Annotated in this window: 14 protein-coding genes; 4 read left to right on the forward strand and 10 right to left on the reverse strand. The window is 68.3% G+C overall.

The features are described from left to right. Nucleotides 1–36 precede the first annotated feature (36 nt). The 3 genes from ABZ345_RS15150 to ABZ345_RS15160 are packed head-to-tail and all read right to left on the reverse strand — an operon-like array spanning nt 37 to nt 2,322. The gene (locus ABZ345_RS15150; RefSeq protein WP_359847782.1) at nt 37–492 is read right to left on the reverse strand and encodes a DUF350 domain-containing protein; all 456 of its coding nucleotides are present in this window, start codon (nt 490–492) and stop codon (nt 37–39) included. Nucleotides 493–513: 21 nt separating this feature from the next. Next, nucleotides 514–1,677 (reverse strand): glutathionylspermidine synthase family protein, encoded by a 1,164-nt coding sequence (locus tag ABZ345_RS15155; RefSeq protein ID WP_359847785.1) that lies wholly within the window; start codon nt 1,675–1,677, stop codon nt 514–516. 6 nt (nt 1,678–1,683) lie between these two features. Further along, nucleotides 1,684–2,322, reverse strand: coding sequence for a hypothetical protein (locus tag ABZ345_RS15160; protein WP_359847788.1), 639 nt, complete (start codon nt 2,320–2,322; stop codon nt 1,684–1,686). 192 nt (nt 2,323–2,514) lie between these two features. Here ABZ345_RS15160 and ABZ345_RS15165 point away from each other — a divergent pair, with 192 nt between their 5' ends. Beyond that, nucleotides 2,515–3,537: a septum formation family protein gene (locus tag ABZ345_RS15165; RefSeq protein WP_359847790.1), complete on the forward strand. Its 1,023-nt coding sequence runs from the start codon at nt 2,515–2,517 to the stop codon at nt 3,535–3,537. Then, nucleotides 3,534–3,884 carry a metallopeptidase family protein gene (locus ABZ345_RS15170; protein ID WP_359847793.1) on the forward strand — a complete coding sequence of 117 codons (351 nt, stop codon included), beginning with the start codon at nt 3,534–3,536 and terminating at the stop codon, nt 3,882–3,884. Before ABZ345_RS15165 ends, ABZ345_RS15170 begins: the two co-directional genes overlap by 4 nt. Here ABZ345_RS15170 and ABZ345_RS15175 read toward each other — a convergent pair. Together ABZ345_RS15175 and pheA are read right to left on the reverse strand one after the other, a co-directional pair. Then, a complete protein-coding gene (locus ABZ345_RS15175) occupies nt 3,881–4,474 on the reverse strand; it encodes a histidine phosphatase family protein (protein WP_359847796.1) in 594 nt (197 codons plus the stop codon). The genes ABZ345_RS15170 and ABZ345_RS15175 overlap by 4 nt on opposite strands. Then, nucleotides 4,471–5,361, reverse strand: coding sequence for a prephenate dehydratase (gene pheA, locus ABZ345_RS15180; protein WP_359847799.1), 891 nt, complete (start codon nt 5,359–5,361; stop codon nt 4,471–4,473). Before pheA ends, ABZ345_RS15175 begins: the two co-directional genes overlap by 4 nt. A gap of 147 nt (nt 5,362–5,508) precedes the next feature. On the opposite strand from pheA, the gene ABZ345_RS15185 reads away from it, so the two are divergent. Next, nucleotides 5,509–6,027: a macro domain-containing protein gene (locus tag ABZ345_RS15185; protein ID WP_359848320.1), complete on the forward strand. Its 519-nt coding sequence runs from the start codon at nt 5,509–5,511 to the stop codon at nt 6,025–6,027. A 42-nt stretch (nt 6,028–6,069) separates the two neighbouring features. On the opposite strand, the gene ABZ345_RS15190 is transcribed toward ABZ345_RS15185, so the two are convergent. Continuing rightward, nucleotides 6,070–6,564 carry a GNAT family N-acetyltransferase gene (locus tag ABZ345_RS15190; protein ID WP_359847802.1) on the reverse strand — a complete coding sequence of 165 codons (495 nt, stop codon included), beginning with the start codon at nt 6,562–6,564 and terminating at the stop codon, nt 6,070–6,072. A 61-nt stretch (nt 6,565–6,625) separates the two neighbouring features. On the opposite strand from ABZ345_RS15190, the gene ABZ345_RS15195 reads away from it, so the two are divergent. Further along, on the forward strand, nt 6,626–7,243 hold the full coding sequence (locus ABZ345_RS15195) for a response regulator transcription factor (protein ID WP_359847804.1): 618 nt from the start codon (nt 6,626–6,628) through the stop codon (nt 7,241–7,243). Here the strand turns inward: ABZ345_RS15195 and ABZ345_RS15200 are convergent. From ABZ345_RS15200 to ABZ345_RS15215, 4 genes are read right to left on the reverse strand one after another with little or no spacing between them, the layout of a single operon-like run. Further along, entirely contained in the window at nt 7,221–8,327 is a 1,107-nt protein-coding gene (locus ABZ345_RS15200) for a GAF domain-containing sensor histidine kinase (protein WP_359847807.1), read from the reverse strand. The genes ABZ345_RS15195 and ABZ345_RS15200 overlap by 23 nt on opposite strands. A gap of 5 nt (nt 8,328–8,332) precedes the next feature. After that, entirely contained in the window at nt 8,333–11,323 is a 2,991-nt protein-coding gene (gene cydD / locus ABZ345_RS15205; protein WP_359847810.1) for a thiol reductant ABC exporter subunit CydD, read from the reverse strand. 1 nt (nt 11,324) lies between these two features. Continuing rightward, nucleotides 11,325–12,293, reverse strand: a complete 969-nt coding sequence (gene cydB / locus ABZ345_RS15210; RefSeq protein ID WP_359847812.1) for a cytochrome d ubiquinol oxidase subunit II — start codon at nt 12,291–12,293, stop codon at nt 11,325–11,327. Between the two features lie 12 nt (nt 12,294–12,305). Then, nucleotides 12,306–13,760, reverse strand: coding sequence for a cytochrome ubiquinol oxidase subunit I (locus ABZ345_RS15215; protein WP_359847814.1), 1,455 nt, complete (start codon nt 13,758–13,760; stop codon nt 12,306–12,308). Between the last annotated feature and the right edge of the window lie 101 nt (nt 13,761–13,861).

Genomic DNA, 13,861 nt, shown 5'->3' on the forward strand with positions numbered 1-13,861 from the left:
GCTCGTGAGCACCGGGTCCTTCGACGAAGCGCGGGACTAGCTGATGGCGACCGCCACCACGAGACCCAGGGCGACGTGCGCGGAGGCGACGACGACCGAGGCCGGCGCGAACTGGTCCGACTCGATGATCGAACCGATGTCCAGCTTGGTCACCCACTCCAGCAGACGCACGGCGGCGACCTGCACGACGATGCCGACCAGGCCGTAGATCAGCGCGGACAGCAGGCCCTCGTCGAGCTTGCCGACCGACGACGTGATCGCGATGACGACGATGAACGCCATCGACAGCAGGCCGGAGGCGGTCACGATCACGGCGTTGGGGCAGCCGTTGCGGACAAGGGCGGACAGCTTGCCCGGCGTCGTCCAGTCGATGGCGTAGAAGCCGAACACCATGAGGACGAGACCGACGACGGCGTACAGCGCGATCGCGCCGATGTTCCGACCCAAGGTCGCGCCGAAGCCGGGGTCCAACGCGAGCAGCGTGGTCGTCATGTGCTGTTCCCTTTCGGAGTCTTACTCAACAATTCGATGCGGCACGAACGCCGCGCCATCGTCGGTCACCAGACCGACCGTTTCGCGGATGCCGAGGCCTGCCGACGTGTCGCCGACGACCCAGGCGCCCAACGCGGGGCGGTAGCCGTCGAACTCCGGAAGCGGATCGAACAGCTGGTAAACGAAACCTTCTTTGCCGTACACGCCGCCGGTCTGCGTCTCGTAGCCCGGAGCGACGATCTGGATGTTCGACCCCTCACGGCCGAGCAGCGGCTTGCGCACGTACTCGGTGAGCATGCCGGGGTCGTTCAGGTAGGCCGGGAGCAGGTTGGGGTGGCCCGGGTGCATCTCCCACAGGATCGCGAGCAGCGCCTTGTTGGAGAGCAGCATCTTCCACAGCGGCTCGATCCACAGGGTGCCGGGCAGCGACTCGACGGCGTGCCGGCCGAACTGCTCCTCGACCACCCACTCCCACGGGTAGAGCTTGAACGCCGCGTTCATCGGGGCCTCTTCGAGGTCGACGAACCGGTTGAGCAGGGTGTCCCAGCCGATGTCCTCCATCGCGATGCCCACGGTGTTCAGACCGGCCTCGGCGGCCGTCTCCTGCAGGCACGCGGCGGTGAGGTGGTCCTCGCCCGACGGGTCGGCGCTCGACCAACTGAAGTGCAGCTCACTGGACGGCAGCTTGGCACCGATCTCGGCCCAGCGCTCGACCAGGCGCTCGTGCAGCGAGTTCCACTGGTCGTCGTCCGGGAAGACGTCGGTCTTCCAGTACCACTGGATGTACGCGGCCTCCAGCAGCGACGTGGGGGTGTCCGCGTTGTACTCGAGCATCTTCGCGGGACCGGAGCCGTCGTAGCGCAGGTCGAAGCGGCCGTAGACGTGCGGGTCGCGGCGGCGCCACGACTCGGCGATGTGCGGCCAGACCCACTCGGGGATGCCGAAGTCCCGGTAGCGCTCGGTGAGCACCACGTTGTCGACCGCGTCGAGGCACATGGAGTGGAGCAGCTCGACGTCGGCCTCGAGCGAGAGGATCTCGCTCATCTCGAACACGTAGTGCACCGACTCGTCCCAGTACGGACGGTCGGAGCCGTTCGCGTACTTCGCGGGCAGGCCGAAGACCAACCCCTGGTCCGAGACCGTGCGCTGCCAGTTCGGCCGCGGTTGCGAGGTTTCACGACGCAACTGGGTTCAGCCTCCGCTGCTGGACGAGCCGCTGCTGACGCCGAAGCCGCCGCGCTGGACCGACGTGCCCGACTTCGTGCTGACGTTCGCACCCTTGGGGATCGTGTAGCTGCCGCCGACAGCCTTCTGGCCGACGGAGCCTGACCCGCCGTAGTTGTAGCGGTACGAAGAGCCACCGATGTAGATGAAGCCACCGCTGCTGTAGCCGCCATGGCTGCTGTAGTACGTCTGGTCGCAGTAGTCGTCGTCGACGATCACGTTGTTCGAGTCGGTGCACTGCGCCGTCACGTTCGACGGGCTCGCGGCCGCGTACCAGATCGCGACCAGCGCCACGACGCCCACGGCGACACCGCCACCGATGAGCAGGCGCTTGCGCTTCTTGCGCTTCTTCTCGAACGCGGCGGACTCGGCGGCGAACCGCTCCTGCTGCGCCTTCAACGCGGCGGCACGAGCGCGTTGCTCGGCCACCGTCGCCTGGCGCGGCTGCGTCACGCCGGCCTGCTGCTGGCGCACGCTGCCCTTGCCCTTGACGGGCGCGTTCGGCTGCGGCGCCGGCTGGTACGGCGGCGGCTGTTGCGGCTGGCCGGGCGTTCCGGACGGCTCGGGCACCGGCTGGCCAGGTCCTGGCAGGTTGTTGTCAGTCATCACCACTCCCGCGGGCAAGGTACCGAGCGAGGTGGCCGAAACACGGCCGTTTGAGTGACGAGTGTCCTAATAGCAACACTCGACCCAACCCGGCGCACAGCCGCCTCACACAGCACAGGCATCATGGATGAGATGTCTCCGAGCGCCGGTTGGTTGAGTCGATCTGGTCACATCCGCGACACGCGGCTTGTGATGGTCGGCGCTTTCCTCGGCGCGTTCATGCTGTTGATGTTGTCCGCGTTCACGTCCGTGCTGGCAGGAGGCCCGCTGGGCTCCAGCCGCGAGAAGGTGAACGCCGCGTACCAGGCCGTGGCGGGCGAGTGCCTGAACTGGGAGCGCAAGGACCTCTCCGACGCGCAGAAGGTCGACTGCGGCGCCGCTCACCGCTTCGAGGTCACCGGCACCGCCGACATCGCCGGCGCGTACCCGAAGGAAGCGCCGTTCCCGAACGCGGAGGCCTGGGAGAAGATCTCGCAGGAGCACTGCGCGCAGGCCACCTCCTCGTACATGGGCGGCAAGCTCGACCCCGAGGGCAAGTACGGCGTCAGCACGCTGAACCCGGACGAGCACCGCTGGTCGACCGGCTACCGCCAGATCCGCTGCGGCCTGCAGGTCACCGCGCCGTCCGGGGCCGCCCTGCCGTCGTTCGGCAGCGCCAAGACCCAGGACCAGTCGAACGTCTACGACCCCGGCGTGTGCGTCGCGCTGGGCGAGAACAACACGGTCGGCGACCCGGTGGAGTGCGCCCAGCCGCACGCGTTCGAGATCGTCGGCATCGTCCAGCACCCCGAGGGCGAGTTCATGCCGATCGACAAGCAGGACTCGGAGATGTCCGAGAAGTGCGCGGCCATCGTCGCCGAGTACACCGGCGGCGCCGACCTGAAGGCCAAGGGCCTGCTCGTCACCTGGGACACCCGCTCCGAGAAGAGCTGGGCCGTCGGCTCGCGCAAGGCCAACTGCAAGATCGGCGCCGTCCCCCAGGGCAACAACCTCGTGGCGTGGAAGGACAGCGTCCGCAACCCCAACGGCGCCCCGCTGACCACCGCGAACCCGCCGCAGACCACCTCGGTCAGGCCGCAGGACGAGCCTACCGGCGCCCCGCTGCACTCCGAATCCGGCAAGCCCTCCGAATCGGGCAAGCCTTCGGAGTCCGGCAAGCCCGACAAGCCGTCGTCGTCCTCGAGCGCGCCCACCACGACCACCGAGAACAGATGACCGTCGAGATGACCAGGGCTCGCTTCGACGAGCTGGTCGAGGAGGCCCTGGACCTGGTCCCGCCGGAGTTCACGCACGCGATGAACAACGTGGTGGTGCTGGTCGAGGACCGCAATCCCGATGAGCCGTCACTGCTCGGGCTGTACCAGGGGATCGCGCTGACCGAGCGCAGCACGGACTACGGCGGTGCGCTGCCGGACCACATCTTCATCTACCGCGAGGCGATCCTCGAGATCTGCGACTCCGAGGAGGACGTGGTGGAGGAAGTGACCATCACCGTGGTGCACGAGATCGCGCACCACTTCGGGGTGGACGACGCGCGCCTGCACGAGCTGGGCTGGGGCTAGAGCTCGACGCCCGCCCAGGAGCGGCACACCCAGCCGTCGCCCTCGGTCTCCAGCACGACGACGCCGGTGTTCGGCAGCAGGTTCTCCGCCAGCTCCACCGGCACGTTCGACGCCAGCGCCAACGCACCCATCCGGCCCGCGCCACCGTGCGTCACCACCATGACGGTGCCGTCCTGCTTGATCGACTCGATCGCGCCGAGGAAGCGGTCCAGCACCTGCTGCCCGGTCTCGCACCCGCCGGGGAACGCCACGTCCAGCGAACCCTCGGCCCACTTGATCACGGTGTCGAGGTAGGTCTTGTAGGCCTCGGTGTCGTTGCGGCCCTCCAAGGACCCGACCTGGATCTCGTGAATGCCGTCCAGGATCTGCACGGGCAGCCCGAGGCGTTCGGCGGTCGGCAAAGCGGTTTGCTGGGCTCGCAGGCCGATGCTCGCGTAGACGGCGGAGATGTCCTCGCCGACCAGGACGTCGGACAGTTCGCGGGCCTGCTTCTGGCCGAGCTCGGTGAGCGGAGGACCTGGCATGGCCGTGTCCAGTTTGCGTTCGATGTTCGACGCCGTCTCACCGTGCCTGACCAGCAGCAACCTCACCCGCGTTCGCCCTTTCTGACAGCATCGACCCAGTCGGATGCTGCGGCGAACTCGGCGTTGTGGGCCTCGACAGGCCTCTGGTCGGCCTTCGGGAAGGACCCGAGGAACCGGATTTCGCGCGAGTGTCGGTGCAGCGCGGCCAGCGCGTCACCGATCCTCGGTTCTGCGATGTGCCCCTCGACGTCGATGTAGAAGCGGTACTCCCCCAGTTTGCCCTTCGTGGGGCGCGATTCGAGGCCGGTGAGATTGATGCCACGCAACGCCAGCTCGGTGAGCAGCTCGGACAGCACGCCCATGCGGTCGGGGGTGGTCACGACGACGCTCGTGCGGTCTGCTCCGGTCGGCTCAGGCAATGCGCCCGGTCGGCGCAGCAGCAGGAAGCGGGTGCGGGCGTCGGCCACGTCCAGCACGTCGGTCGCGTACTCGTCCAGCGCGTAGTGGTTCACGGCGACCGGGGCGGTCACGGCCGCGTCGAACTCGCCGCGCTCCACGGCCGCAGCGGCAGCAGCGGTCGAAGAAGTCGCGATCGACGTGACACCGGGCAGCGAAGAAGCGATCCACTCGCGCACCTGGGCCAGAGCGTGCGGGTGCGAAGCGATCGTCCCGATCGAAGTCGTCCCCGGACGGACCAGGACGCTGAACCTGACGTCCAGCACGGACTCGGCCACGGCGACGACCGGCTCGTCGCGGATGAGCGCGTCCAGCGTCGCGGGCACGGCGCCCTCGACGGAGTTCTCGATCGGCACGCACGCGAACTCGGTCTCGCCCTTGCGCAGCGCGGCGATGGCGAGCGGGATGGTCTCGAACGGCACCAGCTCGCCCTCGAACCTCGAAGCTGCCTGCTCGGTGAAGGTCCCCTGTGGTCCGAAGTACGCAATGCGCGGCATCGGGTCAGCGTAGTGCGGCGATCAGAGGCGCAAATCACGCCTGTGTCTGCCGCCAAACCTGGGTTCCGTCAGGACCGTTCGAACTGGAATGCTTGGGGCGTGCCCGCTCTAGCGCCAGAACTCGTGTTGTGCGCGGTCGACGAACCGATGGCGAACGCCTGGCTCGCCGTCGCGGACGGACGCGCCGGAGTGCGGGTGCATCGCGGGTCCGTGCTGGACATCCACGCGCAGGCCATCGTCAGCCCGGCCAACTCCCAGGGCTGGATGCGCGGCGGCATCGACGCCGTCTACGCCACGGCGTTCCCCGAGGTCGAGAACAACGTCCGCAGCGCGGTCCTCACGCTGCACGGCGGCGAGCTCCCCGTGGGCGAGGCGCAGATCGTGGCGACGGGCGAGACCGAGCCGGCGTGGCTCATCAGCGCACCGACCATGCGCCGGCCCGGCGAGCGGCTGCCGGTCGACACCGTCCACCCGTACCTGGCCGCGCGGGCGGTCCTGCGGCTCTGGCTCGAAGGTCGTCTCGAGGACGGCACGCCGGTGCGCGACGCCGTCCGCACCATCGCGATGCCGGGCCTCGGCACCGGGGTCGGAGGCGTCGCGCCGTCCACGTGCGCGCATCAGGTCGCGGCCGCGTGGGACGAGGCGTTCAACCCGCTCCACGTCTAGCTTGTGCACAACCCTGTGGACAAGGTTGTGGATGCCTGTGGACTACTGCCGAGGCGCGACCCATCGTTCCAGGTCAAGCTCATCTGTGATGGGGATACCGAAATCCCCAACCGCGGGGATCTCGGGCTTGAGCTTGCGCGCCTCGCGCACCGCATCTGGTCTCAACGCCGAGAGCTTGAACCCGCGCCGCTGGTAGAAGCGGATCGCGTCGAGGTTGTCGTTGGTGGTCGTCAGCCGCACCCGAGTGCACCCGAGCGTGCGTGCCTGACGAACCGCGGCGTCGACCAGCGCGGTGCCGACGCCACGGCCCCGCCGAAGCGCGTCGATCGTGACGATCTCCAGCTGGTGGTTCGCCACCGCGTAGGTCAGCAGACCCAGTACCTGACCCTGCTTCTCCACGAGGAAGCCCGGCAGACTCGCGGGGAAGAACACCTCGCCGTGCGCGACGGAGGTGTGCGCTCCCCATAGCTCCAGTACCAATCGGGCGACAACTATGCGATCCGCTTCTTCGACCGGTCGTACCGAGCCTTCTGCCATGACAAGAACTGTGCCAATCCGAGTCACGCTCAGGAACAGCCATTCGACGTACGGTGGATTCGTGCCAGTGCGAGTTTTGTTGGTTGACGACCACGAAGTGGTTCGCAGAGGTCTGCGCGAGATGCTCGACGACGAGACGGACATCTCGGTCATAGCCGAGGCCGGATCCGTCGACGAAGCGATTGCTCGGGCTCAAAGGACACCGCCCGATGTGGCCGTCGTGGACGTTCAGCTTCCCGACGGCAGTGGTGTGGACCTGTGCCGGTCGCTGCGCGATCTCGGCATCCGCTGCCTCGTGCTGACGGCGTTCGACGACGAGGAGGCGTTGGTAGGAGCCATCATGGCCGGTGCGTCTGGCTATCTGCTCAAGCAGGTTCGCGGCCAGGACGTCGTGACGGCCGTGCGCGAGGTCGCGGCAGGACGGTCCCTTCTGGACCCCGCGACCACAAGTCGAGTACTCGAACGGATGCGCAATCCAGCCCCGGTTGGCCTCACCGATCAGGAACAGCGCGTGCTCGAGCTCATCGGTGAAGGCCTGACAAACCGCCAAATCGGTGAACGTCTCTTCCTCGCGGAGAAGACCGTGAAGAACTACGTGACGTCCGTGCTCGCGAAACTCGGCATGCAACGACGGACGCAAGCCGCCGCATGGGTGGCTAAACGGGGACGGACCAGGTGAGCGTCGTCCCGTTCGGCGAACTCACGACGCGAAAATCGCCACTCGCGGACTTCGCCCGTTCAGCGAGATGACGCAAACCGCGTTGAGTCACACCGGACGGGATGCCGCACCCGTTGTCCGCGACTCGCAGCACCAGATGCTTCTCATCGCGCCGTACGTCGATCTGCACGTGTGTCGCTCCTGAGTGCCGCACGACGTTCGACAACGCCTCACGCAACGCCGCCCGCGCGTCGTCGGCGTGACGCCGCGGCACGTTGGCCAGGTCGCCGGCCACGTGCAGGCGCGGCGAAAATCCGAGCAACTCGCCGGCCGTCCTGGCCTCCGCGTTGATCGAGTCGAGCAGGTCCGCGGAGTCGGCCGGGTCGGTGTTGCGCAGCTTCCGGACGGTCGCGCGGACCTCGGCGATCGTCTCGTCGACCAGGTCGACCGCTTCGTTGATCCTGGCGCGCTGACCCGAGTCGAGCTTCTTGCCCAGCCGCCGTTCCAGCAGGCTGAGCTGCACGCCGGCGCCGTAGAGCCGCTGAATGATCACGTCGTGCAGGTCGCGGGCGATCCGTTCGCGCTCCTCGTAGACCGCGACGCGCTGCCGTGCCGTGAAGCCCTCCGCGAGCACCACCGCGAGCCCCGCCTGAGCAGCGAACGCCGACAGCACGTCCACCGTCTCCTGCGTGAACGGCGGTTTGTCTCTACGGCGATAAACCGCCAGAGCGCCGATCTTGCGGTCCGAGGTTCCGAACGGCGCGACCGCGAACGGTCCGTAGCCTCGCAGCGCGTGCGGCACGTATGGGGCCGTGCGCGGATCGCTGGTCACGTCGTCGGCCATCACCGGGACCCCGGTGCGCGCGGCCTTGGCGGCAGCACTGCGCGGGCTCAACGTCGCCACGACCGGCTCGCCGCTGGACGCCTCGACCGTCAGCGTGCCGTCGTCGTCCTCCGTGGCGAGCATGGCCAGCCCGAGGTCGGCGTCCGCGATCTCCGCGGCCGCCTCCACCACGAGCCGCAGCACGTTCTCCGGGTCTTCCAGCGCCGCCGACGTGATCTCGGTCGACGCGACGAGCACGCGCCGCGCCAGGGAGGGGTCCATGGTCCTCAACGGTATGCGGGCGTGCCGAGGTCCAGCACGAGGTCCGCCCTCGCGGCCTCGTCCGGACGGTGGGTGATGTGCAAGATCGTCCTGCCGTCGCGCCTGAGCTGATCCAACAGCTTCCGCGCGGTCGGTTCGTCGAGGTGGGCGGTGGGCTCGTCGAGCAGGACCACGTCGGCGTCGTGCAGCAACGCACGCGCAAGCGCAAGCCTTTGCGCCTCGCCACCCGAGACCTGATCAGGCCTGATCACCGTGTCGAGCCGGTCCGTCCACTCCGGCAGGCAGGCCAGTTCCAATGCCCTGCGCAGCTGCTCGTCGTCGTGCCGGCCCGACATCCGCAAGTTCTCCCGGACGGTCGTGCTGACGAGCATCGGCTCCTGCGGGCACCAGGTCGCCCTGGGCAGCTCCACGATCCCGCGCTCGGGCTGCAGGAACCCCAGGAGCAGCGCGAACAGCGTCGACTTGCCGCTGCCCGACGGTCCCACGATCGCGACGTGCATGCCGGGCTCGATGTTGAGGTGGAGGTCCTTGAGCGTCGGCTCGGTCGCGCCGGGCCAGCGGACGTCGACGTTCTCCAGCCGGATCCGCTTGCCTTTCGGTGCCTCCGGACGCTCTGGCGCATCGAACTGGAGCCTCGCGCTGGCCTCCTGCAACGCCCTGCGCTGCTGTGCGGCGAGCGGCAAAGCTGCCAGCGGTTCGGCGAGTGCGAGCGGGACCAGGCCGAGCACCGGGTTGCCGGTGGTGGCGCAGATCAGGGCCGCCGCACCGGTCGCGAGCAGGACGATCGCGGTGGCAGCGCCCGTGCCAAACGCTTGCTTGCGGGTCTCCCCGGCAAGTTCCGCGTCCTCGGCTTGGAGCTGCTCCAACACGCGGTGGTGGGTGTCGTGCGCGATGAGATCCGGTGCGGCGGCGAGTGCGTTGATCGTGTCACGGGCGACCTTGCGGCGGCCTCTGGCGAGCTTCGTGCTGGCCCGGCGCTCGGTCCACACGGCGACGGCCGGCGCGGAGATGCCTGCTGCCAACAGCAACCCGCCCAAAGTCAGCGCGGCGGCCGGGTCGATGAACGCGAACAGAATCGTGGTCGCGATACCTGCGCCAAGCGCCACGACCGGCGGCACGAGCACGCGCGGCACCAGATCGCGAACGGTGTCGGTGTCGTCGACGAGTCGTTGCAGGCCATCACGCCGCTGGGTGCGTACGAGCCGCAACCACAGCTCGGCGCGCAGGTTCGTGGCCAGCTGGAACGCCTCGTGGTGCGTGACCAGCCGCTCGACGTACCGGAGGACGCCCTTGCTCAGCGCGAACGTCCGCACGCCCACGACCAGCACCGACAGCGTCAGAATCGGCGGCATCTCGGCGGCCCGCGCGATCAGGTGAGCGGCCAAAGCGGTCAGGGCGATGCCGGCGACGGTCGCCAGCACGCCCAGCCCTGAACCCTTCCACGGGATCGGCAGGCGCTTCGGGCGTTCCCGCTTGGTCTCCTCGGTAACGACCCTGGTGAACGTCTCGTCCTCGGTCGCCTCCTTGTCGCGGTGCGAGGCGAGGACGACGGCCGCGGTATCGCTGGCTCTCTTGATCGCTTTGTCGACTTTGCGACTTGTCACCGGGTCGAGGTGGGCGGTCGGTTCGTCGAGCAACAGCACCGTCGCGCCGTGACGAACCCTCAGCAGGGCGCGCGCGACTGCGACCCGTTGGCGCTCACCCGTCGAGAGATCGGTGATCTGCCGGTCGAGCAGATGCGCCGCCACGACCTCGTGCGCGACCTCCTCGATGTCGTCCGCACCAGGAACCGTCAGCTCCAGCTCGGCCCGCGGCGTGGCGGCGGCGAACGCGGGTTTCTGCGGCACGTAGGCGATGTCGCCGGCCACGAAAGCGGTGCCGTCCGTCGGTTCCAGGAAGCCCAGCAGCACCTGGAACGTCGTCGACTTGCCCGCGCCGCTCGCACCTTCAAGTCGATAAATCTCCCCCGGCCGCACGTCGAAGCTGACCCCGTCCGGCGCGAACCCGTCTCGGCGCAGGACGCGGAGGTTGTCGACGTGGACGGAACCTCCTGGCACCCGCGGCCGGGTCCTGTCCTCGTGCTCGACCACCTCGGCGACGCGGCGGACCGCTTCCAGGCCGTCCTCGCTGGCGTGGTGAGCCGCTCCGGCGGCGCGCAGAGGCAGGTAGCACTCGGGCGCCAGGATCAGCACGACGAGCGCGGTCATCAGGGTCAGGTCGCCGTCCACCAACCGGATGCCGATGCCCACCGCGATCAACGCGACCGACAGCGAAGCGGCGATCTCCAGGACCAGAGCGCTCAAGAACGCGATCTTGAGCGTGCCCATCGTGGCCTTGCGGTGCTGCTCGCCGATCTGCCGAACTGCCGCGGCCTGCTGCTTGGCGCGGCCGAAGACGGTGAGGACCGGGAGAGCCCTGAGCAGTTCCAGGAGCTGGGCCGACAGGAGTTCGGTGACGTCCGCGGCCTTCTGCACGCGCTTCTCGGTGTACCAGCCGATCAGCGCCGCGAAGACCGGGATCAGCGGCACGGTGACCGCGATCAGGACCGCCGACGGCCAGTCCGTGAAGAGGATCCACGCGCCGACCAGCGGCGGCACGATCACGGCGGTGACCAGTGCGGGCAGGTAGCGGGTGAAGTAGGCGTCCAGCGCGTCGAGGCCCTTGGTCGCGAGCACCGACAGCTCCGCCGTGCCGCGGTCGGCGATCCAGCCGGGGCCGCGTTCGAACGACTTGGCCAGCAGCTGGGTCCGCAGCTCTTCCTTGGCACCGGCGGCGGCACGGGCGGCCGCGCTTTCCGTTGCCCACGAAAAACCTGCGCGCGCGAGGATCGCCACGGCCAGAAGCGGCAGGCCTTCGCGAGTCGTGATCACCGACGCCAGCGCGACGGCCTGGGCGACGAGCGCGAGAGCGTTGAGGAACGCCAGGGCGCCCACCCCCACGAGGGCGCGCCTGGCGTTCCTGGAGAGCTGGGGAAGTGCCCCCAGCGGGCCTCGCATGTCAGTTCACCGGGATGTGCCGCACGCCGATGCGCTTGCGGAACACCCAGTAGGTCCAGCCCTGGTAGACGATCACCGCGGGCGTGCCGAACCCGGCGACCCAGGTGATCACCTGCAGCATGTACGGACTCGAAGCGGTGTTGGCGACCGTGAGCGACCACGCGTCGTTGAGCGTCGACGGCAGCACGTTCGGGTAGAGCGAGCCGAACAGGATCGCGACGCTCGCCGCGATCGCCAGTCCCATCAACGCGAACGACTGGCCGTCGCGGTTCGCGAGCAACCGCCACATCGCCGCGGCGAGCACCAGCACGACCACACCGGCCCACAGCCCCGCGACGATCGCGAGCAGCGCGATCAACGGGAGCAGTGCCACCGGCGCCAGCGTGAGCCCCACGCGGCGAGCCCGGTCGCGGATCTCGCCCTCGGTCTTCAACGCGGTGAAGACCGCACCGTGCACCAGCGCGTAGCCGGCGAACGCAAGCGCGCCGACGACCGTGTCGAGCCGGAACGCGGCGAACGCCGAGCCCACGCGGTCGCCGTGCGCGTCGATCGGCAGGCCCAGCACCGTGGTCGAGATCAGCAGGCCGACGCACAGGGTCGCGGTCCACGAGCCGACGATGATCACGGTGTCCCAGGCCTTGCGCCAGCGCGCCGACTCGACCTTGCCGCGGTAGTCGAAAGCGACCCCGCGCCCGATCAACGCGATGAGGAACAACGTTAGTGGCAGGTACGCGGCGCTCAGCAGCGCCGCATACCAGCCGGGGAACGCCGCGAACGTGGCACCGATCGCGACGATGAGCCACACCTCGTTGCCGTCCCACACCGGCCCGATGGTGTTGATCATGACCCGGCGTTCTTGGTTGCTGCGTCCCAGAACCGGCAGCAGCATGCCGACGCCGAAGTCGAAACCTTCGAGGAACAGATAGCCGAGCCACAGCACGGCGATCAGCACGAACCAGAGCGTTTCCACGTCGCCTCTCCCCTAGTACGCGAACGCCAGGGCGCCGTCGTCTGACTTGTGGGGCAGTACGCCGGGAATCCCGCCTCTGACGTACTTGCGGATCAGGTAGAACTCGATGGCCGCCAGCACGCTGTAGACCGCGGTCAGCGCGATGAGCGAGGTCAGGATCTCGCCGGGCGAGATGCCGCTGACGGCCCGCGCGGTGAACATCCAGACACCGTCCACACCAGTCGGGTTGGGCACCACCACGAACGGCTGCCGTCCCATCTCGGTGAAGATCCAGCCGAAGCTGTTGGCCAGGAAGGGAGTCGCGATGCCGGCGAGGCCCAGAACCGGGAACCACCATCCGGTGGGCGTCCGGTTCTTGCGCGTCAGCCACAGCATGAAGACACCCAGTCCGGCCGAGATCCCACCGAACCCGATCATGAGGCGGAAGCCCCAGTACGTCACGGGAAGCGCCGGCACGTAGTCGATCGGCTTGCCGCTGAGCTCGCCGAGCTTGGGGTCGACCGGGTAGTTGGTGCCGTACTTCTCCTGGTACAGCGGGACAAGATCTTGGATGCCCTTGACCTCGCTGCTGAAGTCGTTGTGCGCCAAGAAGCTCAGCAGTGCGGGCACCGTGATGCTCTTGACGTTCTCGCAGTCGGGCCGTGCGACGTCACCGTACGCGAAGATGCTGAAGCTCGCGGGCTGTTCGGTGTGGCACAACGCTTCCGCGGCGGCCATCTTCATCGGCTGCTGCTCGAACATCAGCTTGCCCTGCCAGTCACCGGTGATCGCCAGTGCGCCGAACGCGACCACGCCGACCCAGGTGCCGAGCTTGAGCGAGCCGCGCCAGACGCGTTCTTCTTCCGACTTGCGGTGCAGGTGCCAGGCCGCGATGCCGACGAGGAACGCGCCGGCCACCGCGAACGCCCCCGCGATGGTGTGCGGGAAGGCGGCGAGCACCGTGTTGTTGGTCAGCACGGCCCAGATCGAGGTGAGGCGCGGGCGGCCCTCGTGCATCTCGATGCCGACGGGGTGCTGCATCCACGAGTTGGCGGCGAGGATGAAGTAGGCACTCGCGATCGTGGCCAGGCTGAACGCCCAGGCACAGGCGAGGTGGACCTTCTTCGGCAGCTTGTCCCAGCCGAAGATCCACAGGCCGAGGAACGTCGACTCGACGAAGAAGGCGACGATCCCCTCCATCGCGAGCGGCGCGCCGAACACGTCACCGACGAACCGCGAGTAGGCGCTCCAGGCCATGCCGAACTGGAACTCCTGCACGATGCCCGTCACGACGCCCATGGCGAAGTTGATCAGGAGGAGCTTCCCCCAGAACTTCGTCATCTTGTAGTAGCGCTCGTCGCCGGTGCGCACCCACGCGGTCTGCATCCCCGCGACCAGCACGGAGAGACCGATCGTCAGCGGCACCATCAGGAAGTGGTAGACGGTGGTGATGCCGAACTGCCACCGCGCGAGTTCGAGTACGTCCACGCTTCCGAGCGTATGTGTGGATCATGAGGACCATCAGGTACGACGGTCCCGTTCCGGCTCGGGACCAAGGTCCCGTGCGCGAAGTCACGCCTTTCGGGTGA

It is taken from the genome of Lentzea sp. NPDC005914 (assembly GCF_040629405.1).
Taxonomy (GTDB): Bacteria; Actinomycetota; Actinomycetes; order Mycobacteriales; family Pseudonocardiaceae; genus Lentzea.